This window comes from Acinetobacter sp., from assembly GCF_036659555.1.
GTDB lineage: Bacteria > Pseudomonadota > Gammaproteobacteria > Pseudomonadales > Moraxellaceae > Acinetobacter.
Map to the genome: position 1 here is coordinate 1 of NZ_JAVXCI010000008.1, position 22,349 is coordinate 22,349.

Annotated in this window: 17 protein-coding genes; 11 read left to right on the forward strand and 6 right to left on the reverse strand. The window is 51.6% G+C overall.

Annotated features, from left to right (window positions below):
- The 7 genes from RSA72_RS02025 to RSA72_RS02055 form a co-directional block, all read left to right on the forward strand.
- On the forward strand, positions 1-350 hold a 350-nt coding region (locus tag RSA72_RS02025), incomplete at its 5' end, for a methylenetetrahydrofolate reductase (protein WP_332632673.1).
- A 31-nt stretch (positions 351-381) separates the two neighbouring features.
- Positions 382-1,098 (forward strand): 16S rRNA (uracil(1498)-N(3))-methyltransferase, encoded by a 717-nt coding sequence (locus RSA72_RS02030; RefSeq protein WP_332621224.1) that lies wholly within the window; start codon positions 382-384, stop codon positions 1,096-1,098.
- Between the two features lie 190 nt (positions 1,099-1,288).
- Positions 1,289-4,162, forward strand: a complete 2,874-nt coding sequence (locus tag RSA72_RS02035) for an EAL domain-containing protein (RefSeq protein ID WP_332621225.1) — start codon at positions 1,289-1,291, stop codon at positions 4,160-4,162.
- Between the two features lie 144 nt (positions 4,163-4,306).
- Positions 4,307-6,586 (forward strand): NADP-dependent malic enzyme, encoded by a 2,280-nt coding sequence (locus RSA72_RS02040; RefSeq protein ID WP_332621226.1) that lies wholly within the window; start codon positions 4,307-4,309, stop codon positions 6,584-6,586.
- 81 nt (positions 6,587-6,667) lie between these two features.
- Positions 6,668-7,906, forward strand: a complete 1,239-nt coding sequence (locus RSA72_RS02045; protein ID WP_332621227.1) for a multifunctional CCA addition/repair protein — start codon at positions 6,668-6,670, stop codon at positions 7,904-7,906.
- Positions 7,907-8,019: 113 nt separating this feature from the next.
- Positions 8,020-8,400 (forward strand): hypothetical protein, encoded by a 381-nt coding sequence (locus RSA72_RS02050; protein ID WP_332621228.1) that lies wholly within the window; start codon positions 8,020-8,022, stop codon positions 8,398-8,400.
- Positions 8,401-8,402: 2 nt separating this feature from the next.
- Positions 8,403-9,248: a nuclease-related domain-containing protein gene (locus RSA72_RS02055; protein WP_332621229.1), complete on the forward strand. Its 846-nt coding sequence runs from the start codon at positions 8,403-8,405 to the stop codon at positions 9,246-9,248.
- Between the two features lie 64 nt (positions 9,249-9,312).
- Here the strand turns inward: RSA72_RS02055 and epmA are convergent, their stop codons facing one another.
- The 3 genes from epmA to RSA72_RS02070 all read right to left on the reverse strand — a co-directional run bounded on the left by epmA (position 9,313) and on the right by RSA72_RS02070 (position 12,695).
- Positions 9,313-10,296: an EF-P lysine aminoacylase EpmA gene (epmA, locus tag RSA72_RS02060; protein ID WP_332621230.1), complete on the reverse strand. Its 984-nt coding sequence runs from the start codon at positions 10,294-10,296 to the stop codon at positions 9,313-9,315.
- Positions 10,293-11,360, reverse strand: a complete 1,068-nt coding sequence (locus tag RSA72_RS02065) for a 4-phosphoerythronate dehydrogenase (RefSeq protein WP_332621231.1) — start codon at positions 11,358-11,360, stop codon at positions 10,293-10,295. Before RSA72_RS02065 ends, epmA begins: the two co-directional genes overlap by 4 nt.
- A 159-nt stretch (positions 11,361-11,519) precedes the next feature.
- Positions 11,520-12,695: an OmpP1/FadL family transporter gene (locus RSA72_RS02070; protein ID WP_332621232.1), complete on the reverse strand. Its 1,176-nt coding sequence runs from the start codon at positions 12,693-12,695 to the stop codon at positions 11,520-11,522.
- A gap of 594 nt (positions 12,696-13,289) precedes the next feature.
- On the opposite strand from RSA72_RS02070, the gene RSA72_RS02075 reads away from it, so the two are divergent.
- Positions 13,290-14,018: an SDR family NAD(P)-dependent oxidoreductase gene (locus RSA72_RS02075; RefSeq protein WP_332621233.1), complete on the forward strand. Its 729-nt coding sequence runs from the start codon at positions 13,290-13,292 to the stop codon at positions 14,016-14,018.
- Positions 14,019-14,064: 46 nt separating this feature from the next.
- On the opposite strand, the gene RSA72_RS02080 is transcribed toward RSA72_RS02075, so the two are convergent.
- Complete coding sequence (locus RSA72_RS02080) at positions 14,065-16,764, reverse strand: LuxR C-terminal-related transcriptional regulator (protein WP_332621234.1); 2,700 nt, start codon at positions 16,762-16,764, stop codon at positions 14,065-14,067.
- Between the two features lie 365 nt (positions 16,765-17,129).
- On the opposite strand from RSA72_RS02080, the gene RSA72_RS02085 reads away from it, so the two are divergent.
- The 3 genes from RSA72_RS02085 to RSA72_RS02095 all read left to right on the forward strand — a co-directional run bounded on the left by RSA72_RS02085 (position 17,130) and on the right by RSA72_RS02095 (position 20,243).
- Complete coding sequence (locus RSA72_RS02085; RefSeq protein WP_332621236.1) at positions 17,130-17,642, forward strand: 2,4'-dihydroxyacetophenone dioxygenase family protein; 513 nt, start codon at positions 17,130-17,132, stop codon at positions 17,640-17,642.
- A gap of 72 nt (positions 17,643-17,714) precedes the next feature.
- Positions 17,715-19,349: a long-chain fatty acid--CoA ligase gene (locus RSA72_RS02090; protein ID WP_332621237.1), complete on the forward strand. Its 1,635-nt coding sequence runs from the start codon at positions 17,715-17,717 to the stop codon at positions 19,347-19,349.
- A gap of 72 nt (positions 19,350-19,421) precedes the next feature.
- The gene (locus RSA72_RS02095) at positions 19,422-20,243 is read left to right on the forward strand and encodes an SDR family NAD(P)-dependent oxidoreductase (RefSeq protein WP_332621238.1); all 822 of its coding nucleotides are present in this window, start codon (positions 19,422-19,424) and stop codon (positions 20,241-20,243) included.
- A 76-nt stretch (positions 20,244-20,319) separates the two neighbouring features.
- Here the strand turns inward: RSA72_RS02095 and phnX are convergent, their stop codons facing one another.
- The gene (gene phnX, locus RSA72_RS02100; protein ID WP_332632676.1) at positions 20,320-21,135 is read right to left on the reverse strand and encodes a phosphonoacetaldehyde hydrolase; all 816 of its coding nucleotides are present in this window, start codon (positions 21,133-21,135) and stop codon (positions 20,320-20,322) included.
- 48 nt (positions 21,136-21,183) lie between these two features.
- Positions 21,184-22,299: a 2-aminoethylphosphonate--pyruvate transaminase gene (phnW, locus tag RSA72_RS02105; protein WP_332621241.1), complete on the reverse strand. Its 1,116-nt coding sequence runs from the start codon at positions 22,297-22,299 to the stop codon at positions 21,184-21,186.
- Positions 22,300-22,349: the final 50 nt, after the last annotated feature.

Genomic DNA, 22,349 nt, shown 5'->3' on the forward strand with positions numbered 1-22,349 from the left:
ATGCCGCACTGACTCAGTTCTTCTTTAATCCAGATGCCTACTTCTACTTTGTAGAGCGCATTCAGAAAGAAGGCGTGAATATTCCAATTGCGCCGGGCATTATGCCGATTACCAATGCCAGCAATTTAATCCGCTTTGCTGACGGCACGGGCGCAGAAATTCCGCGCTGGATCCGCAAGCAGCTGGCCACCTATGGCGATGACACTGCAAGCATCAAGGCTTTCGGCCATGAAGTGATTGTCAAGCTGTGCGAACGCCTGATTGCCGGCGGCGCGCCAAGCCTGCATTTCTACACCATGAACACTACTGACCCTACACGCCAGCTTGTGCTGGATCTCGGTTTAGCTTAATTATTCCGCCTACTTTGAGAGCAAGACTTTAATGCCACGTTTTTATATTGAAACTGATTTAGCTGCTGAAACTTCGGTTGAACTGACTGAAACTGTATTTCATCACTGGATTAAAGTCTTGCGCGCTCAAGCCGGTGAAAAAGCCACCTTGTTCAATGGGCAAGGCGGCGAATATGAAGCTGAACTGCTTGAAGTTTCAAAAAAGTCAGCCACAGTCAAAATCCTTTCGTTCAACCCGGACAACCGCACGCCGGCGTTCTCCGCACTGCTGGGGCAGGTCATGAGCAAAGGCGACCGCATGGATTACGCCATTCAGAAAGCGGTGGAGCTGGGCGTTGCAGAAATCCAGCTGCTGACCTCCGAACGCTGTGAAATGCGCTTGAAATACGACCGCGATCAGAAAAAAATTGATCACTGGCAAGGTATTGCCATTGCGGCCTGCGAACAGTGCGGCATGAACCTTGTTCCAAAAATTCAAGCACCGCTCAGTTTAGAGAAATGGCTTGCATCAGCGCTGCCGGCGGCTAAACTGGTGCTGGCGCCAAATAAAGATGAAACGGATGTGCTGGCAGGCGCGGCTAAGGACATTGCGCTGCTGATTGGCCCCGAGGGCGGTTTAAGCGAAGCGGAAATTCAGCAGGCGAATCAGGCCGGGTTTAAAAACTGGTGCATCGGATCGCGCGTCCTGCGCACGGAAACTGCGCCGGTGGTCGCGCTGTCCATCCTTAATTACAGCCTCGCGCGCTAGCTCGTCAGAATGTTATACTTTTGTATATGAGCGGATTGATTTTTATGCATAAGGTTATTAACCTTAGCGTTAGAAACATAAGCGCGCAATTAAATGATTAAAGAATATCGTTTTAAGCCAATAAGGATAGAAGCTTCAGTAAAAGCAGAAAATTCAATTAATATATCTTATAAATAAGGCACTTATATTGATGGATAATGATCAATATGACTATATTAGGCAGTACAACCATACTGCGCAGATAGCGAACACGCTTCGCCTGAGCCGCTATTTCTTGGTCAGCATTCTGATTGTCTGTCTGTATATTTTTTGTATATATCAAATTTATTTCAATTCGCCTTCGCTGTACTTCAACCTCTGGTTTATTGGCACTGAACTGTTCGCCAGCTTCTGCTGGCTGATCAGCACAGTATTCTTCAAGCCGAAACAGTACGACTTAAAGCAGGCGCACCGCTGGCTGCAGTTCCAGTGCCTGAGCATCGGCGCGCTCATCGCCGCCGGCATTTTCATCATTTATTACTATTTGCCCTCCATCAATCCGCATTTTGCAGAGATTCAGGCGCTGACCCTGTCCGCGCTGCTGCTGATCGTGACGCAAACCTTCGGCCTGACCTATTTAACCCAGAAACTGAATTATTTTTGCCTGGCCTTTTTGCCGACCGTTGTCCCCTATTTAGTATCGCAGTTTATTTTCAGCGGCCAAACCAGTCACTTATTCAGCCTGACCATCAATTTCACCTTAATTGTGATTCTGCTTTGCGCCGCGACCTCTTACCGGATTCACCGGCGCATCTCCACGCTTTCTGCGGAAAACAGCCTGCTGGTCAAAGCGGCTGAGCAGCACGCGGCCTGGACCGATGAGCTGTGCCGGCAGCTGCAGGATGAAATCAGCCATTCCAAAGAGATCAAGCTGCAGCTGCAGCTGAACAACCAGCTGCTTGAACAGAAAGTGAAAGAAAGAACCTTTGACATTGCGCAAATGAACAAAGATCTGGAAGAGCAGCAGCAGAATCTGGTTTTAGCGCATGAAATTGCCGGCTTGCGCCCGTGGGACTGGAATATCAAAGACCGTAAGATTTCAATCACCAGCCACCGCCAGGAAAAAATGCAGCGCGGCTCACAGGAGCACCGCTGCCAGCTGCAGCATGTGATTCACCCGGATGACATCAATCATTTCAAGGACGCCATGAAGCGGCACCTGCGCAGCCAAAGCGACCGCTATGAAGCGACGTACCGCGTGCAGAACAGCGCCAGCGGAAAATGGGGCTGGGTGCATGATATCGGCCGGATCATTGCCCGTGATCCTGAAAGCAATAAGCCTGTGCGCATGGTCGGCATCCGGCGCGACATTCAGCAGGAACGCACCTCTCAGGAGCGCCTGAAGCTGGCGGCCAGCGTGCTGCAGCAGGCGGCCGAAGGCATTTTCATTCTGGACGAGGCGCTTTGCTATATTGACGCCAACCCGTTTTATGAACAGCTGACCGGCTTCAGCCGCTGCCAGATTGTCGGCAAGCATTTATTTGATATTACCGCCAATTATAAATCGCAGCAGCGCAGCATGCATGCAGCCGTGCTGAAGCAGGTGCTGAAAATCCGCGAATTTGACGGCGAACTGAATGAAAAATTCCTTTCAGGCAAAGAGCTGACCATCTGGATGCACATTAACGCCATTACCGATGATCAGGACCGCGTTACCCATTATATCGGCATTGTGTCGGATTTAACTGAGCGCAAGCTGCAGGAGCAGCGCCTGTCCTATTTGGAAAATTACGACACGCTGACCGATCTGCCTAACCGCTTTTACTATAATTACCAGCTGCATCAGTATCTGGTTTCACAGCAGGATTCAATTAAGCAGCTGGCGGTCATCCGCCTGAATATCGACAGATTCCGCCCGCTGAATGAATACTTAAGCAATAACGGCGGCGATGAGCTGCTGCGCCAGGTTGCGCAGCGCCTGCGCCTGACCAATACTGAAGCGCTGTTTGTCGCGCATTTAAACGGCGATGATTTTGCGATTGTCTATGAAATTTCGCATATCCGCCCTTCCGTCAGGGAGCACTGCGAACGCATCGCCAAGGCATTCAGCCTGCCGTTCAATATTCTGGGGCAGGATCATTTAATCACCCTGTCCATGGGCGTGGCCTTCTATCCGGAGCATGGCCGCCAGCTGGACTACCTGAACAGCTGTGCTGAACAGGCGCTGTCTGAAGCCAAAAACCTCGGCGGCAACGCCACGCGCTATTTTTCCAAGCAAAATACAGTACTGCTGGAAAAAGGCATTTTTCTGGAAAGGGACTTGCGCAAAGCCCTGCACCGCGGTGAGCTTGTGGTTTACTATCAGCCGAAAATCAATTTCAGAGATAAAAATATTTACGGCTTTGAGGCCCTTGTGCGCTGGAACCACCCAAGCAAAGGCATTATCCAGCCCAGCCTGTTTATTCCGCTGGCGGAGCAGACCAGCCTGATTTCAGAGATCGGGCGCATTGTCATTCAGCAAACATCCAAGCAAATCCGCAGCTGGAATGCGATGGGGTTTAATAACATTTGTGTCTCAGTCAACATTGTGGCGCAGCAGCTGAGGCGCGGCCAGCTGCTGGCCGATCTGGATGAGGCAATTGCGGCCAACGGCATTTCTGGCGCCAGCCTTGAACTGGAAATTACCGAGTCATCCTTAATTGAAAATTCAGAGAGCGTTAAAAACCTGCTGCATGAAATTAAAAGCCGCAGCATCAGCATTTCGCTGGATGACTTTGGAACGGGCTACTCTTCCCTTTCTTATCTGGCTGATTTTCCAATTGATATACTGAAAATTGACCGCAGCTTCGTGTCTAAAATCGGCCAGAACAAGCAGGAAGCCATTGTCAGCGCGATGATTGCCATGGGCAAGGCCATGGGCATGACGGTGGTGGCGGAAGGCATTGAGACTGAGCAGCAGCTGCAGTACCTGCACAGCCTCGACTGCGATATCGCGCAGGGCTATCTGTTTTCCAAACCGCTGCCAGAGGCCGAAGCCACAGAATACTTAACCCAAAATGCCCGCATGCCAATTTATACCTGCTGAATATCACTGAAGGCGCGCCAGCGCCAAGTTTGTTGGAAAAAGGCGCTTTAGCGACTGGGCGAAGCGCCTAACAAGTGATATATTCGAGCTTATTCAAGCAACTCTACCCGCATTCTTGGGCCACTCAAAACAATCGAGATACAGATGGACGATCAATCTTTAAAACAGCAGGCATTGTATTATCACGAATTCCCAACTCCAGGGAAAATCAGCGTTACGCCAAGCAAGCAGCTGGTCAACCAACGTGACTTAGCGCTGGCTTATTCCCCTGGCGTAGCAGCACCTTGTTTAGAGATTGAGCGCGACCCTTCAAAAGCTGCGCTGTATACCGCCCGCGGCAACCTCGTTGCCGTAATTACCAACGGTACAGCGGTGCTGGGTCTAGGCAATATCGGCCCGCTGGCTTCTAAGCCGGTCATGGAAGGCAAAGGCGTCCTGTTCAAGAAATTCGCCGGTGTTGATGTATTTGACATCGAAATTGCAGAAAATGATCCTGATAAAATTGTCGACATCGTGGCGGCTTTAGAGCCGACATTCGGCGGCATCAACCTGGAAGACATCAAAGCGCCGGAATGCTTCTACATCGAGCAGAAGCTGCGTGAACGCATGAACATTCCAGTGTTCCACGACGATCAGCACGGCACGTCAATCATTGTCGGTTCTGCTTTGCTGAATGCGTTGCAGCTGAACGGCAAAAAAATTGATGAAATCAAAATTGTCGCTTCCGGCGCCGGCGCAGCAGCGCTGTCCTGCTTAGACCTGCTTTGCGCGCTGGGCGCGAAAAAACAAAATATCACCGTTGCCGATTCGCGCGGCCTGCTGACCGCTAAGCGTGAAGGCCTGGATGAGTCGAAAAAACGCTATGTGCAGGACATCGAAGGAACGCAGCTGGCTGACGTGATTGCTGATGCGGACATGTTCCTCGGCCTTTCAGCGGCTGGCATCCTGACCAAAGAAATGGTTAAGGTGATGGCGAAAGACCCGATTATCTTTGCCCTTGCCAACCCAGATCCGGAAATTCTGCCTGAGCATGCGCATGAAGTGCGCTCTGACGTGATTATGGCGACCGGCCGTTCAGACTATCCGAACCAGGTGAATAACGCGCTGTGCTTCCCGTACATTTTCCGCGGCGCTTTGGATGTTGGCGCAACCACCATTAATGAAGAAATGAAGATCGCCTGCGTTTACGCGATTGCGCGCATGGCGCACGTAGAAGCTGACGCTGCCTCTTATGGCGAAAAATCAGCGTCATTCGGCCGCGACTACCTGATTCCGCGCCCGCTGGACCAGCGCCTGATTCTGGAAATTGCCCCTGCCGTTGCGCAGGCTGCTATGGATTCCGGCGTTGCGACACGCCCAATTCAGGACTTCTCGGTTTACCGCCAGCGCCTGTCTGAGTTTGTCTACAACTCAGCATTCATGATGAAGCCGATTTTCGCTCAGGCGAAAGCGGATCCTAAGCGCATTGCTTATGCTGAAGGTGAAGACCTGCGCGTATTGCGCGCAGTGCAAATTGCAGTGGACGAAGACTTGGCCAAGCCGATTCTGGTGGGCCGCACTGCAGTGATCGAAGCCAATATCAAAAAATTAGGTTTGCGTTTAGAGCATGGCGTAAACATCGAAATCGTAGACCAAGAGAAAAATCCGAACTACGAAAAATTTGCGGATGACTATTACGAAATCATGCAGCGTAAAGGGGTAACACCGGAATATGCGCACCGTGAAACGCGTCGCCGTTCAACCCTGATTGCGGGAATGCTGGTTAAGCATGGCTTAGCCGACGGCATGCTCTGCGGCACTTACTCAAGCTATGATATTCACTTAGACTTCGTGAAAAACGTCATTGGCTTGAAAGAGGGACGCACCAACTTCTTCACGCTGAATGCATTGATGCTGGAAGACCGCAACCTGTTTATTGCCGATACCTATGTCAACACCAACCCGACGGCTGAACAGCTGGCTGAAATGACCATTTTAGCAGCTGAAGAAGTCCGCCGTTTTGGCATGACGCCGCGCATTGCCCTGCTTTCGCACTCCAGTTTCGGTTCTGACCAGAATGACCCAAGCGCGCAGAAAATGCGTAAAGTGTTCGAAATCCTGAGTGAGATTGCGCCTGAGCTGGAAGTGGACGGCGAAATGCACGGTGACGCCGCAATGGATGAAACCATCCGCCATTTTGCCTTCCCGAACTCGCGCTTCAAAGGTTCCGCCAACTTGCTGATTATGCCGAACCTGGATGCTGCGAACATTTCATTCAACTTATTAAAGTCAACTTCAGGCAACAATGTCACCATTGGCCCGATCTTATTGGGCGCTGCCAAGCCGGTTCATATTCTGACGCCAACGACGACAACCCGCCGTTTGGTGAACATGACCGCGCTGACTGTTGCTGAAATTCAGCATGCAGAAACTGAAGCGCTTTAATCTTTAGCAAAAAGCTCAAGTTATTGACTTGAGAAAACCTCTATTCTGTAGCATGATTGCCTGAAGAATAGAGGTTTTTTCATGCAAGTTTATTTAGTAGGCGGTGCAGTCCGGGATCACTTGCTCGGACACCCCTATCACGAAAAAGATTATGTTGTTGTCGGCGCAACGCCGCAGCAGATGCTCGCGCAGGGCTTTCAGCCTGTGGGCAAAGATTTCCCCGTTTTCCTGCATCCAGAAACCAAAGATGAATATGCGCTTGCGCGCACTGAACGCAAGTCAGGGCATGGCTATCACGGCTTTGAATTCTATACCGACACTTCCGTCACCCTTGAGCAGGACTTAATCCGCCGCGACCTGACCATTAACGCCATGGCGCTGGATGACGACGGCACCCTGTATGACCCCTACGGCGGCCAGCAGGATCTGCAGCGGCGCCTGCTGCGCCATGTTTCCGGTGCTTTTGCTGAAGACCCGCTGCGCGTGCTGCGCATTGCCCGCTTCGCCGCCCGCTATAAAGCGCTGGGCTTTAAAGTGGCGGATGAAACTTTAAAGCTGATGAAGCATCTGGCGCAGTCCGGCGAACTTGAAGCGCTGACGCCGGAACGGGTCTGGAAAGAAACCTCGCGCGCGCTGATGGAAGATCATGCCGATGAATACTTTGAAGTGCTGCGCGCCTGCGGCGCCCTGAAAGTGCTGTTCCCGGAGCTGGATGCGCTGTACGGCATTCCGCAGCGCCCAGAGTATCATCCGGAAATTGACTGCGGCATTCATACGATGATGTCTTTGCAGCAGGCCTGCCGGGGCAATTATTCTTTAGATGTGCGTTTTGCCGTTTTAGTGCATGACTTAGGCAAGGCATTGACCCCTAAAGAAGAATTGCCGCGCCATATTATGCATGAGCAGCGCGGCATTCAGCCGGTGACGGAGCTCTGCGAGCGCATGCGCGTACCCGCGCATACTAGGCAGCTGGCTTTAGCAGTATGCAAAGAGCATTTGAAATGCCATCAGGCGCTGACGCTTAAGCCGGGAACCTTATGGCGCCTGCTGCAGCGCCTGGATGTGCTGCGCCGCCCTGAGCGCGTTGAGGCGTTTATTCAGGCCTGCGAATGCGATTCACGCGGGCGCTTGGGGCTGGAAGACCGCGAATATCCGCAGGCGCAGTATGTGCTGGATGCCATGCAGGTGGTGCGCAGCATTAAGGCGCAGGACTTGCCGCCGGACATACAGGGGCCGGATATTGGCGAAATGCTGATTGAAAAACGCATTAAAGCGCTTTCCAGCTTAAAGCAAGCCTTTGAACTTCAGCAGACAATTTAATATATTTCAAAGCTCCAATCTAAAACTTAATACTTTCTAATGAGAAGTGCGGCTGAATGGCCGCACCGGATTTTTATACATAAAATATATCGGGGGGCAAATAATCAATGCACATGATCGGCGCTTGCATCTTTTCAAGCATATTTATCATCATCGGCGCCACAGCGCTGATTTACAATTTTGTCCTGAATCAAAGCTCGGGCTTGTTCTTTCTGATCTGGGGAGGCGGGTTCTTCCTCGGCGGCGTTAAAGCCTGCTATGAATCAACCATCGCCGGCATAAAGTCGCAGAAAAACCGGCTGCTTTACGACCATCAGTCTCTGGACTGGTATAAAAAGAGCTATCCTCAAGCTGCGCTTTCTTCAAACATTTTTCAGTGCTATGCCTGCAAAAACAAGCAAGTTAACCGCTATCTAGTCAAAAACAACAGCTATAAGGTGTGCAATTACTGCGCAAACTGCGGCGAAGTCCTCTTTTATACGGATGAGCGTTAATCATGGCCATACACGCATATTACGGCGATTACAGCCAGCATAAAAATGAACAGATCATGTTTAACGATCTGCTCTCCCAGCTGAAACTCAATTGGCAGCACGGCGATGACTGGATTTATGTGTTCTACAACACCATGTGGAGCGGGCAGGAAGTTGATGCTATTGCATTTACCCGCCATTCAATTGTCGTCATCGATTTAAAAAATTACTCCGGCAGCTTAACAGGCGCGGAAAATGGCGAATGGCTGATTGATTCCAGCATGCCGGTTTTGGGCGGAAGCCAGATCAACCCATTTGTGCAAATCCGCAAGAATAAATTTGCGGTACTGGAGTGGTTTAAGGCGCAGGGCATTTTCACCAGCCAGAATCTGGGCTTTATTTCGGGATGCATTATTTTCAATGAGCTTCATTCCAAAGACATTGAATTATCGAACAACGTTAAAAAATGGTTCTATGTGACCGATATTCCCCATGCGGCGGACGCGCTGATGAATATCAGCAGTTCCGGGATTTCGCTGGCGGAAGATGATATTGAATACCTGATCGGCAGGCTGAAATTAAAAAAGCATAACTGGGATCAGACGCAAGCCCCGCGCGATATCCGCTACCCGCTTGCAGATGAAGCCAGCGCATTCAGTCCGGGCGCGGTCAATCAAAGCCGGCCGGCCATTGCGCTGAAGCACAGTTTAAGCCGGCAGGCTGAGCTCGAACTGCCCTCTTTCAGCAGCGCATATCTGGCTTTTTTCGTGACCGTCGGCATTGCCTTATTCATTGCATTCAATATTGCATCCGGCATGCAAAGCAGCGGCCAAGGGCCGTTTTATATCCTGAAGCTGTTCTTTGGCTGAGCTGGCTCAGCCGGCGGCCCCAGCAAGCATGCAATCCTCCGGAATTTTCCGGGGGATTTTTTATTTAAGACCTGTCCGCCGGGAACGCAATCACCTGATCCAGGCGCATTTGTTCAGCAGCGACCATCAGCAGGCGGTCAACGCCTAAAGCAATGCCTGAACATTCAGGCATCTGCGGCAAGGCGGCCAATAAGTATTCGTCAACCGGCATCACATGCAGGCCCAGTTTTTCCCGCTCAGCATTATCCGCGGCGAAACGCGAACGCAGCACCTCGGCGTCAATCAGCTCATCATAGGCATTCGCCAGCTCCAAGCCCTCAATGTACAGCTCAAAACGGGCTGCAACCAGCTCGCCGTCTTCATCGCTGCGGGTTTTCGCCAATGACGCCAGTTCAGGCGGAAAATCCGTTAAGAAAACCGGAGCATCAAAGCCCAGGCTCGGCTCGACAACATGCGAGAACAGCAAGTCAATATAGCCAAGGCGGTCATCGCCCAAATCCAGATTCAGGCCCACGCGGCTGCAGCAGTCTTTCAGCTCTTTCAGGCTGGCCTGCAGCGGGTTGAGATCCAGCCGGTCCATAAAGGCATGCTTATAGCTCAAAATAACGGGGCGGACTTGGCCAAAGCGCTGCGCTAAAACCGCATTCAGCAAATCGGTCACTTCATGCATTAAATCTTTCAGGCTGAACCCGGGGCGGTACCATTCCAGCATGCTGAACTCGCTGTTGTGCTTGCGGCCATGCTCATCATCGCGGAACACTTTGCAGATCTGGTAAATCGGCCCGCTGCCGCTGGCCAGCAGGCGCTTCATGGCGAATTCAGGCGAAGTCTGCAGATAGTGGGTTTGGCGCTTGCCCAGCACATGGCGCTGCGCCTGCACCGAGGCCAAATGCACATCGGTCACGCCGGCCTGCGATAAAACCGGGGTTTCCACTTCCAGCACGCCGCGCTCTGCAAAAAACTGGCGGACTTGACTGTACATCTGCGCGCGGGCGCGCAGGGCCTGCAAGTCACAGCTTGGCCGGTATTGAATGCTGTCCTGACTCATGCCTTCGGCCCTCCATGCGCAGCCCATTCACGGCGCAAGGGATAAGTTTTGCGCAAATGGTCAAATGCTTGTTGATCGACTTTGTCGCCTTTCAGGCAGGCGCGCAAGGCTTGGTCATCACGGGCAATCGGATAGATCTCTGCTAAATGCTGCTGGAGTGCAGTTTTTAATTCCTGCCCTTCAAAGAACTGAGAGCACACCGGCAGCTGCGATTCAAAGCTTTTATCTGCTGCAAAATGAAAGGTTTTGCAAAAGGCTTCATAGATCATTTGCGTGCCGCGCGCCTTGCCTTCCAGGCTGTAGCCGGCAATATGCGGCGTCACTAGGCTGACGGCCTTTAACAGCTCTTCAGAAATCACAGGCTCATGCTCAAAGACATCTAAAACCGCTTGGCGCTGGGTCGCTTGAATATCGGCCAGCAGCGCCTGCTCTTCAATTACAGGGCCGCGTGCCGAATTCACCAAGAGCGCTGCCGGCTTCATGGCAGCCAATGCTTCAGCATTGATTAAATGATAGGTTGGATGCGGCCCAGTTTTAGTTAAAGGAACATGCAGTGAAATGGCATCAGCTGTATTCAATAAAGTTTCCAAGTCAACCTGATGAATCGCATCTTGCTCTACAAAGGGATCATGGCCGATGACTTTCCAGCCCAGCAAGCCTGCCATATAGGCTAAGCGCGAGCCGACATTCCCCAAGCCGACAATGCCTAGAGTAAAATGCGCATTGGCATCCATCAGTTCCGGCTTAAGATGCAGCAAGGCCGTAATGACATATTCAGCCACAGCCTGCGCATTGCAGCCGGCGGCATTCGCCCACTGAATATTGCGCTTTTCGATGGCTTCAATGTCCAAATGGTCAGTGCCAATGGTTGCGCTGCCCACATATTCAAGCGAGGTATCGGCCAGCAAAGCTGGATTAACTTGGGTGACTGAACGAACCAACAGTGCCTTTGCCTGAGCAACATCGGCATGCGTCAAAGTGCGCCCTGCCTTATGTTCCACTTCACCAAATTCAGCAAAGAAATAATCGGTAAATGCCAGATTTTCATCTGCGACGATTTTCATAATGCATTCCAAAACGTTAATGCGCTTATGATAGCGCTTTTAGCAGCGGAATCACTATGCGCAGCGTTTTTTACCGCATACTCGCCCAGCTCCAGCAGTGTAATTGGCTTAAGGCAGAATCTTCAGCGCAAGCGCTTTAAAACGCCTGCGCCGCCTTGTTTATTTAGACGAATAGGAAAGCTTCATGCCCACAATATAGCCGGTATTGTCCTGAAACCCGCCGACAAATTGGCGGCTAGACAATTCACCTTCGGCATCGCCAAACCACATGTAACGGCCACCGGCACTAAAAGCCAACTTTTTATTGAAGTTGTATTTCGCTGCCAGGCCAACGCCCCAATAGCCATTCACAGGACCTAAAGTTGGTGCAGGGTCGCCCGCACCTGAGTCCCATAGGCCAGAGACAGAAATGGCCAGATTTGGCGCCAAACGTTTGCCAAGACCAATTTCAACTGAGGTTTGGTCCTCCGAATAATCGACTAAAGGCAAACCTTTACCCAAGGCCGCTGCAGTCGATGCTTTAAGTACTGGAGGAGAGTAAGCAAAATCACTCCACGGCACATAGCGTACTTTTGCATAAAGTGCAGTCGTCATATTCAGACCTGTTTGCAGGTTTAAATTCACCGACTCTGGGATCGTAATTTTGCCTTGGTTACTGTGCGAATAATTCCCCGAAAATACAATATCGGCCAAAGGAACATCTTCCTGAATGGTTGTTTTGTGCTCAATTTCAGAACGGTAGGTTAATGAGGCTAAAATGCCCATTTCAGGTTTGGCATAGCTCATGCCTGCAACCCACCCCACCGCGATGTCATCAAAGGTGTTGTTATAACCACTATTTACAGCATAGGTTAGGCCACGCAAATGCACATCCGCCTCAAGCTCCTGCAGCGCAGGACCGCCATAAATCATGACATTTTTATTGAGGTTATATCCCAAGAGTGCTGTGACGTTTTTCGATTTCACCTCAACACGCGTATTGGCATCTTCGGCTGGACGATTTTTTGCAATAAAGTTATTGTCGCCTTTAAACTTCACTTTGGCGCCAAACGGTTCATCGTAAATGACAGCTAAACGCAGATTCGGCGCCAAATCAGTTTTTACCGCATAGTTGAGCGACTGGAAGTCTTCCGCCATGTCAGAAATATGATTGCCGCTGGCATCCGTACCTTGGACATCAGGCGAAATATGGGTATAACCTGCTTCCGCATACGTTCCCTGTTCAAAGAGCGCATCAATATGCTGCGGGGAGCGTTCAAGCCCCGCAGCATAGCTTTGGCCTGCAAATACAGACAGCATTGCCGCAATGAGGTGCTTTTTCTGATTGAGTTTCATTTCTAATCCTTTAGCTGAATGTTAAACCAGCGAATGCTGTCCGTTCCGATGAAAGGCATTCGCCTTGCGTGATTAAATACTGGATGCTTTAATCTGACTGACTGCCTTAATGTTCAATTAAGGCGCATTTAAACCGGTGTCTTCCGGCGGATATTTTGAAGATTCGGGCTTCAGCTGCGGTGAAGCAGGAATCTTCTCAACGGCGATTTTGTTGTTCTGACTCACCATCATGGCTTTTAATCCTTTATAAGCAGCGCAGTCCGGCAAGAGCAAAATATCGCTGCTATTTCGAATTCATTATTGAGTTTCTATAACCATTCGATGTCACATCGATATTTCTAAAAAAGCTGGATATTTTCAAATGCCGTCATCCATCCGGATAGCGCCCGCTTAAAAATATGCTTTACAGAGTTCATGCAATGATTAAACAATGCATCCGTTTTTTGCAGAGTATCAGCCTGCTATGCTGAAGCAACCATGCAAAAGAATGGTTTTAGAATGGTTTGTTCGGCCCAGTCTTTTTTTCCTTTCCTGAAGCGGATAATCTGAATTTGGTCAGTTAGAACCGGTCATACCAAGAGGATGAGAATAGAAATGGAAACCTTCAATACTGCAATGTTCAAAAATAAAACCGCTGTCGTCACCGGCGGCACATCCGGCATTGGCCAGGCCGTGGCGGTCGCTTTTGCCGAAAAAGGCGCAAAGGTCTGGGCCTTGGGCCTGCGGGCGGATAAGGCGGTTTATCCTGCCGGCTTAGATATTGAAGCCGTTGAAATGGATGTTACAGACACAGCTGCTGTAGATGCATTCTTCGCAAAAGTTGACCGCATTGACACCCTGTTCAATGGCGCAGGCATGGGCTCTGTTTCTGAGCATGAGCTGGAAACTTACAGAAAAGTTTTAGAAGTGAATTTAACTTCCGTATTTTATATCAGCGAGGTTGCTGCCAAGGCTTTGGCGAAATCAGACAATCCGTCCATCATTAATGTGTCTTCGCTGTATGCGCAGTTTGGCTCCGCCATTGCGCCGGCATATTCCTGCTCCAAAGGCGCGGTTGACCAGCTGACTTTCTCGCATGCGCTGAGCTTTGCCCAGGCGAAAATCCGCGTCAATGCCATTGCGCCCGGCTGGATTGATACGCCTTTAATCCAGCCGCTTAAGGACATTCCGGAAGTGTTTAACGGCATTATGCAGCGCTCGCCAATGGGGCGCTTAGGGCAGCCTGAAGAAATTGCCAATGTTGTGCTGTTCCTTGCTTCCGATGCGGCCAGCTTTATTAACGGCAGCGTTATCAAAATTGACGGCGCCTACTCGATTGCCTAGCCGGCAAAATATTTTCCCAGTTTATCCTGCGCTGCTGGATATAGGGCTAAGCGATTAGCCCTATTTTTTTTGCTTCCTTGACCGCTTCCATTCTGGAACGCGCCTGCAACTTATGGTAAATATTGCGCAAATGCCATTTCACGGTATTGACGGACAGAAAGACCGCGGCGGATATTTCGGCATCGGTAAAGCCCTCGCTGACTTTTTCTAAAATCTGAATTTCGCGTTTCGACAGCACTTCAGCCTGCGGCGCATCCGCAGCGGCTTCAGCCTGCGCCTGAACAGACGCGCCTCGGCTTAAGCCGGAAAGCTCCTGCAGCTGCTGGATATATTCCAGCAGCGGGGCTGCATGCCCCGGCTTATTCCGCAGCAGGCGGCGGCTTAACTGGGCCAGCAGCGCCCAAATCAATGGCGGCTCATCCAGCATAATCCGCAGCGCCTGCGTCGGCATTAAGCTTAAAACGGCCTGTTCCAGATAATCAAGCGCAGTGTCCTGCTGCGCCAAATGGCTGTGCGCCATGGCCTGCAGCAGCTGAATCCGTATTTGGCGCAGGGGATAAACCGTGACGCGCTGCGCCTCCTGCTGCAGCCCTGCGATGGCCTGCGCTATGTTTCCGTTAAAAATCCATTCCCGGTATGTCAGCAGGTCAGCGCCGCTCAGCAGGCTGGTGATGCTGAGCGGCCCGGATGGGTTCGGCGCCGCAAGCGGGCCGTCCGGCTGAAGCTCCCGCGCAGCCCCGCTATGGCCTGATGAATTCTGATGCTCATACACCTGCTGCACAGTCTGGGCCAGGCGCGGCATAGACCAGTCATTGGTTCTGATTTGCGACTGGGTCAGGCAGGCCTGCTTTAAGGCGGTGTCCCCGCGCAAATGCGCAAGGCGCAGCTGCAGCACATAACCGATAATCACCATATCCGGAATCACCAGCTGATCTCCGCCATTGAAGCGCTGCAGCGCCTGCTCGGCTAAGGCGATTTTATTCATTTCATAATACAGGTCCGCTTTCAGGCTGCTGGCAATCGCGTCAATTGCGGTTTGATTGCCTTCATCTATCTTCAGTTTCTGATAGTCGGCGCCCTTGCCGATTTGACTGAACTTTTCTTCCGCCAGAGCCAAATTGCCCATTAAGCGTTCGCAGGTTGCGTCAATGCAGTCGGTAAAAGCCAAGCCGTATAAGTTATAGCCCTGTATATAGGTTGCGCGGGTTTGGATCAGCAGCCGGCGCGCTTCGGCGATGTTCCCCAGGCAAATTTGATGCAGCGCGCCAATGCCGATCAGCGGGCCGCGGGAAAAATAGGCGGTTTCCGGCAGCTTGGCCAGATTCTGCTGCGCCAGCACATACGCCTGCGCCAAATTGTCTTCCAGCAAGGCCATCAGCGGCGCCAGGCCCAGCTGATCTTCCCTTAAAATCAGGCTTTGGCTGGCTTCCGCGCTGTGCCAGAGCTGAATGCAGCGGTTGGCTTGCGCATTTTGATGCGTCAGCAGTAATGCCCAGATTGCGTCATAGAGCAAATGCGGATGCCCGGCCAGCGCCTGATCCGGCAGCTGCTTGACCAGTTCCAGCAACGTATAGACACGCCCGTCTAAAACCAGTTCGCGGCTGACATCTGCCAGCAGCTCCAAGACCAGCGCCTGATCATGCGCCTGCTGCGCATGATAAATCGCCTCCATTAAAAAGCGCTGCGCCTGATACCAGTAAGCCGCTTTGGCATGGGCCTGCCTGAATTTTTCCTCATCATGCGCTTTAAAGCGGTTTTCCAGAAAACTGCGGAACAGGTGATGCACGCGGTACCATAGCCCCTGCTCATCCAAGGCCAGAATAAACAGGCCCCTTTGCTTAATTTGCTCCAGCAAATGCCGCGCCTGGGCGTTGCCCGTGACTTCCTGCAGCAAAGCCGGATTGACCTTCCGCAGCACGCTCATCTGCTGCAAAAACAGCTGAATTTCTTCCGGCTGCTGCACAAAGACCTGCTCGCTCAGATAGTCCACCACCTGATTATGCGCGCCGCTTAAGTTCTGAATAATGCTGCCGGCGTCGCGGCCGTGCTTTAAGCACAGGTTGGTAAGCTGGATGCCGGTCATCCAGCCTTCGGTTTTTTCAATCAGCAGCTGCACCAGCTCCGGGTTCAGCTGGACATGCTCAAAATTCTGCTGCTTCAGGAATTCGCTTAATGCCGCCGCATCTTCAGGCTTGACGCTCAGCTGCTCTGCATTCACGACATGCAACCGGCCCTGCAGCAGCTCTTTGGAAAAGTTCCAGCCGGGCTTAATGCGGGACGCAATAACCAGATGGGCATTTTGCGGCAGGCACTGGTACATCCACCACAGCATATCCAGGCAGTCAGCGTTTTCCAGCGCTTCAAATTCATCAATAAACAGGACATGCTGTCCGGAAGACTGCGCCAGCTTTTCCATCAGCTCCAGCACATTGTGCTTTTGAATGCGCCCCTCCGGCACCGAAGAAAGCTGCTGCGCGCCCAGCCAAGACAGGCGCAAATACTGAAAAAGCCGAATCGGATCATTGTCGTCTTCATCCAGGCTCAGCCAATGCACATGGCTGCCCTGCTGCGCCAGCTGCCCGCTGAGCTGATGCATTAATGTTGTTTTGCCGTAGCCTGCAGCAGCATGAATAAAAAGAAGGGACTGCCGGCTGTATTCCAGCAGGCGGCTTAAAAGCGCCGGCCGCTGCAGCGCTGCGGAATTCAACGCCGCCGGCCGGCTGAGTTTCGTTTTTAAAACTTGCATGCTTAGGTTTCATCCAATCTTTTTATTGATGGCCTGCCGCGCCACCTGCGCTTCCATGAAATTAGGCTGAGGCACAAGCTCAATGCCTATCCCGCATTTATGAGCAACAACTTAATACAACAAACCCAATTCCGCAATACAGGCTGCAGCGCTTATACTTTAAATTCGCTGCTCAAAAGCACACAGGCCGCCGGCCGGCCGGATTTTTAAACCACTCCCAATTCCATTCTTTCGAGTGGTTCACAAGCCCCAGAACATTGCTAAGCTTTTTCGAGCGAAAACAAAATCAAGAGAAATCAGCCAGCCTGCTTAAGCGCTAGAACCCTGAATTTCTTGCACACTAAAAGACATACATGGAGTTTGTCATGAGCATTGCACAGTCAATCAATCATCAAGACCGTTTATTAACGATTAATGTTAATGATGGCGAAATCCAAAACGCATTGCCAGGCGTACACGTTACCCCTTGCTTTTTAGATCCAGATAACGGTGTATGGGTAATCCGTGCACGTTTTGATGCAGGTACAGTTCTTCCGCGCCACTTCCACACCGGCGTTGTGCATTTTTATACCACTGCAGGTTCTTGGCATTATGTCGAATACCCTGAAGATGTTCAAACCGCCGGCAGCTATTTATTTGAACCGGCAGGCTCTATCCATACTTTAGCAACCCCAGAAGGCGCTGAAGGCTTCATGGTGATTGAAGGCGCCAATGTCAACTTGAATGATGATGATTCGCTGATGTTCATTATGGATGCCGGCTGGATTGAGCGCACCCTGCATGCGGTCGCCAAGCAGACCGGCCAGAAAATGCCGCGCTATATTAAGCCGGGCGCGGCAGCCGGCTTCAGCGACCAGGCGCAGAACAATCCTGAATAATGCCATAGGGGCCTGCTGCCTGCGCTGCAGGCCCTCTGCTTGACGACAGAATAAATTCCAAGGATGAAAGAAATGATTGGCAAAATGATGCATCAGCCCCTGCTGATCAGCAGCTTAATTGAGCATGCAGCAAAGTACCACGCTGACACCGCGGTTATTTCACGCGAAGTCAGCGGCCAAATTACCGCGACCAATTGGCTGCAAGTCCAGCAGAACAGCAAGCGCTTGGCCAATGCATTCACCTCATTTCATCTTGAACCAGGTGACCGTCTTGCAACCATCGCATGGAACAACCACCGCCATCTGGAATCCTGGTATGCGGTTTCCGGCAGCGGCTATGTCTGCCATACCATTAACCCGCGCCTGTTTCCTGAACAGCTGGTTTTCATCATCAATGATGCGCAAGATAAGGCAATTTTCTTTGATTCGACATTTCTGCCTTTAATCACCGCCATTCAGGATAAAGTGCCAACCGTTGAAAAATTCATCTGTTACGGCGCGCGTGACGAGAAGATTCTGGCAGCGCTGCCGGAAGTTATTTTTTATGATGAACTGATTCAAAATCAATCGGCTGAATTTGACTGGCCGCAGTTCAGCGAAGATACTCCAAGTTCTTTATGCTATACCTCCGGCACCACAGGCAGCCCGAAAGGCGTGCTGTACAGCCACCGTTCCACCCTGCTGCACAGCATGGCCATCTGCTTCCCGGACTCACTCAGCTTGTCTGCGTCAGATATTGTGATGCCGGTTGTGCCCATGTTCCATGTCAATGCATGGGGCATCCCTTATGCGTCTGCAATGGTCGGCAGCACGATTGTGCTTCCGGGGCCGAATCTGGACGGCGACAGCTTAGTCAGCTTAATTGATGATTATAAAGTCACTCTCGCTTTAGGCGTTCCAACCATCTGGCAAGGCTTGCTTGCTGCTGCCAAAAAACGCGGTACAAGCTTAGAAAGCATGAACCGCAATGTCGTAGGCGGCGCTGCCTGCCCGCCATCCATCATCCGCGATTTTAAAGACAGCTATGCTTGCGACACCATCCACGCTTGGGGCATGTCTGAAACCAGCCCGCTTGGTACGGTCAACCAGCCCAAAGCCAAACATGCCGCTTTAAGCGCTGAAGATTTTGAAAAACTGCGCTTAACCCAAGGCCGCCCGCCTTTTGGCGTTGAACTTCGCATTGTGGATGGTGAAAGCCTGACTCCTTTAGCAAACGATGGCCATACCCAAGGCAACCTGCAAATCCGCGGCGCTTGGATTGTTGACCGCTATTTCAACCAGACGCAAAGCGCAGCGACAGCTGACGGCTGGTTTGACACAGGCGACATTGCCACTCTGGATGCAGACGGCTATATGACCATTTGTGACCGCGCCAAAGACCTGATCAAATCCGGCGGTGAATGGATTTCATCGGTTGAAATTGAAAATATTGCTGCAGGGCATCCTGAAATCCGCATGGCTGCAGCCATTGCCGCGCGTCATGCCAAATGGGATGAGCGCCCGGTTTTGATTGCCGTTAAGCAGGAGAATGCCAATCTGACTGAAGAAGATGTACTTGCCTATTTTGAAAATAAAATTGCGCGCTGGCAGATTCCAGATGCCGTGATTTTTGTGGAAGCCCTGCCTGTGAACGGCACGGGGAAAATTGTCAAAGCTGAGCTGCGCCAACAATTTGGCAATATCCTGCTCGGCAATGCGCCGGCCTGAAAATAAAAACTGCCGCTGGCGCCTTTCATTTACGGCAAGGCAGCCGGCTGCCCCCATTCAAAGGAAATGAATATGACTAATAAAGAAAATTTGCCAACTGCATGGGTCACTGGCGGCAGCAGCGGCATTGGCCTGGAGCTGGCCAAGCGCCTGCTTAAAGATAAATACCAAGTCTGCATTTTTGCGCACGCAGGAATAGAACAAGCTATTGCAGACTTGCAAAAACACTCTCCAGCGGTCTGCGGTTTTGAAGTGGATGTGCAGAATGAAAGCAGCATGGACGCGAAATTTTCAGAAGCTGCTGCCATGTTCGGTACGCCAGATTTGCTGATTAATTCCGCCGGGATCAGCATTGCGAAGAACTTTGATGAAATGACTTCTCAGGAATTCGAAAGGCAGATCAATATTAACCTTGTCGGCAGCCGCAACACGGCCCATGCTGCCCTGCCCTTTTTAAAGCAGGCCGTGCAGCAAGGCAAGCGCCCTAAGCTGGTGTTTATTGCCTCGGCGGCCGGCTTAGTCGGCTGCTATGGCTACACCGGCTACTGCGCATCTAAATTTGGCGTAGTCGGCTTGGCTGAAGTGCTGCGCATGGAACTGCGCAGCCAGAAGATTGAAGTCGCTGTGGTTTGCCCGCCGGAAGTGGACACCCCGCTGGTGACTGAAGAGCGCAAACATGGCTCGCCAGTCACGGCTGCCTTAAAGCAGCTGGGCGGCAGCATGCCGGTTGAAAAAGCCTGTAAAGAAATTTATGACGGCATTTTTTCTTCTGAGTTTATGATCATTCCGGGCACGCAGGCGCGAATTTTGGCAAAAATCTCCCGCGTACTGCCAGATGTCTACCGCAGTCAAATCGATAAAAAGCTGGATAAAATCATCCGCCAGCGGATGTAAAAACCGTTTTTCCCTCATGAAAAAGCCTGGATATTTACAGAAATATCCAGGCTTTGCTGTCTGGAGGCTTTATCCTTTAAGGCTTTTCTCCCTGCGCCAGACGCTGTTCAATCGCGTCTAAAACCGCTGGCAAGTCCGCAATGCTGTCAATCACATAATGCGCGCCGGATGCCCGCATTTTTGCATAGGCTTTTTCTTTTAAAGCGTTCTGTTCTGATGCGCCAAGCGCGCACCATTCTGCATGGCTTAAGCCGACTTCATTGCCGCTCACCGCCAAACCGACCGTCCAGCAGCCGGCGTTTAAGCCTTCTGCAATCCCGACCGCGGTATCATCCACTTTCACCGCTGCTTTAATGTCTGAAACCTCCAGTTCCATCAGGTTTTTCCACAGCATTTCAGGATAGGGCCGGCCATGCTTGACATCGCTTGCCGTAATAATGCAGTCCGGCGCATAGCCTTGGCTGGCAGCATCCTGCCGCAGCTGGCCAATCATCATGGCGGCATAGCCGGTATTGCTGCCGATTTTTGCGCCGCGCGCGCGGATATCCGCAAAAGCTTCTGCAGCGCCCGGAATCAATGCTGAGCATTGCGGAATCGCTTTCAGCTGATAGGGAATAAAGTCCTGATACAGGCGGTCAATATCGGCAGCCGCCGCTTCTGCGCCATGCGCTGCTTTCCATGCTGCGGCTACGCGCGGCATTTTCAGCACAGCGGCAATGTGATCGCGCTTTTCCAGCCCCATTGGCGCGCGTGCTTCGGCAATGCTGATCTCAACATTATTGTCTGCAAACAGCGCCATGAAGGCTAAAATCGGCGCGCGCGAACCGAAATCCACCGTAGTGCCCGCCCAGTCAAAAATAACCGCCTGCAATTGAGTATTTAAAGCTGCCATAAGTCGTTTCCTAAAAATTAAAGTGATCAAAAAGCGCTGAGAATTGAATCAGTCAGTTTGGCGGCAGATCCGTACGGCATCTAACAGCCGTTCAATATCATCCAGATAAACTTCGCCAATATTGCCGATGCGGAAGCAGTTCAAGTCGGTGACTTTGCCGGGATAAATCACAAAGCCTGCCTGCTTTAAATTTTCATACAGGGCCTGAAAGCTGAAACCGGCTTCATCTGGATATAAAAATGTGGTGATAATCGGCGACTGCGGCGCCGCCGGGTCCAGCACCCGTTCAAAACCCAGCGCCTGCATGCCGGCAGCCAGACGCTGCTGATTATTGAAATAACGCTGATGGCGGGCTGCCACGCCGCCTTCCTGCTCCAGCTCCAGCAAGGCTTGATAAAAAGCGCGCACCACATGGGTGGGCGAAGTAAAGCGCCATTTTCCATCCTGCTGCTCCATGGTGTTCCACTGGTCATGCAGGTCTAAGCTGACTGAACGCGCCAAGCCTTTGCAGGCCTGCAGCTGTTCACGCTTTGCCACAATAAAGCCAAAGCCCGGAACGCCTTGAATGCATTTATTGGCGCTGGAAATCATAAAATCGATATCCAGTTCAGCAATATCCATCGGCACGCCGCCAAAAGAGCTCATAGCGTCCACAATCCAGACTTTGCCGGCAGCTTTCACTAAGCGGCCGATTTCCTGCACCGGGTTCAGCAGGCCGGTGGTGGTTTCACAGTGCACGCAAGACACATGGGTAATGCTGTCATCCGCCAAAGCAGCTGCAATTTCCTGCAGGTCAGGCGCTTGCGTTTCAGCATAAGCCAGCTCAACAGCTGCAATATTCAGGCAGCGCGCCATTTGCACCATGCGCGCGCCGTATGCGCCATTGTTGATGATTAGAATTTTGCCGCTCTTTGGAATGGCGGAACCCAGCACCGCTTCGACCGAAAAGCTGCCGCTGCCCTGCATCAGCACAGCGCTGTACTTTTCAGGCTGCGCCGTCGCCAGCGCCGTCAAACGGCAGCGGATGTCCTGCACCAGGCCGTTGTATTCTTTGTCCCATGTACACCAGTCGCGCTGCATCACGCGGCGCACCCCTGCCGATGTAGACAGCGGCCCCGGCGTCAGCAGCAGATATTTATTTTCCAGTTCAATATGCGCGTTCATAAAAATAGCAGCCTCATCAGAATTTCAATACAGCATAAATCAATCTGGTT